The sequence below is a fragment of the Roseibium sp. RKSG952 genome (assembly GCF_009711355.1).
This window is the reverse complement of record NZ_SMMF01000358.1, coordinates 1-705: the sequence shown is the minus strand read 5'-3', so window position 1 is coordinate 705 and position 705 is coordinate 1. Positions and strand designations below refer to the sequence as shown.

At 33.6% G+C, this 705-nt stretch carries 1 protein-coding gene; it reads right to left on the bottom strand.

What is annotated here, in order from left to right:
* Positions 1-80: 80 nt before the first annotated feature.
* Positions 81-705: MFS transporter (locus tag E1297_RS01035; protein ID WP_155132793.1), on the bottom strand; the 625-nt coding region annotated here is incomplete at its 5' end.

Here is a 705-nt window from a genome sequence, read left to right as displayed (position 1 = left end):
GGAACAGGTGGTCAGATCCGCTCGGATTTAGTGGTCGGAATACGCATCGGCGCATGGGCTCTGATCAAATGGACTTGGTATTATAGTTTGCACGAGACTATAATGTACAAAACAAAAATTAGTATTATTCCTGATATGGCAAACGGAGCGCTTGGGAAATTAATATAAAAGTCCGGCTTGGTAAAGTACTTGAATAATTGAGTCATAAATACTGGGCTTAGTACGGAACTTAACGCTAACGTACTCGATAATATTCCTTGCGTCTCTCCAAGTGACTTTTCTTGCACTACACAAGATATTTTTTTATAAAGTACAGGACCTCCAATCAAAGCCAGTGACATGAATAATATAGAAACATATAGCATAATTATACTTTGTGAGAAAATAATAATACACATCGCGGTGATGTTTAGTGCGACACCGAGTATTAGGATATTCTGTTCACAAATGTAATTTTTTACAAAGCGAATAATCACACTTTGGACAAAAATAGCAAAAATACCATAAATAGAGAAAGATAATCCAATATCAATTGGACGCCAATGGAACTTATATTGGGTATAGTATGGCCAAATTGTTGCATATGTATTTGTTGAAAAATATAATAAGAAGAAAATGAAAACTAAAATAATTAATTTTCTGTTCTCTAAAAGCTGAAAAAATGGAATAAATGGATTTAATCTTCGTAGTTCGATAGCTTTTCTT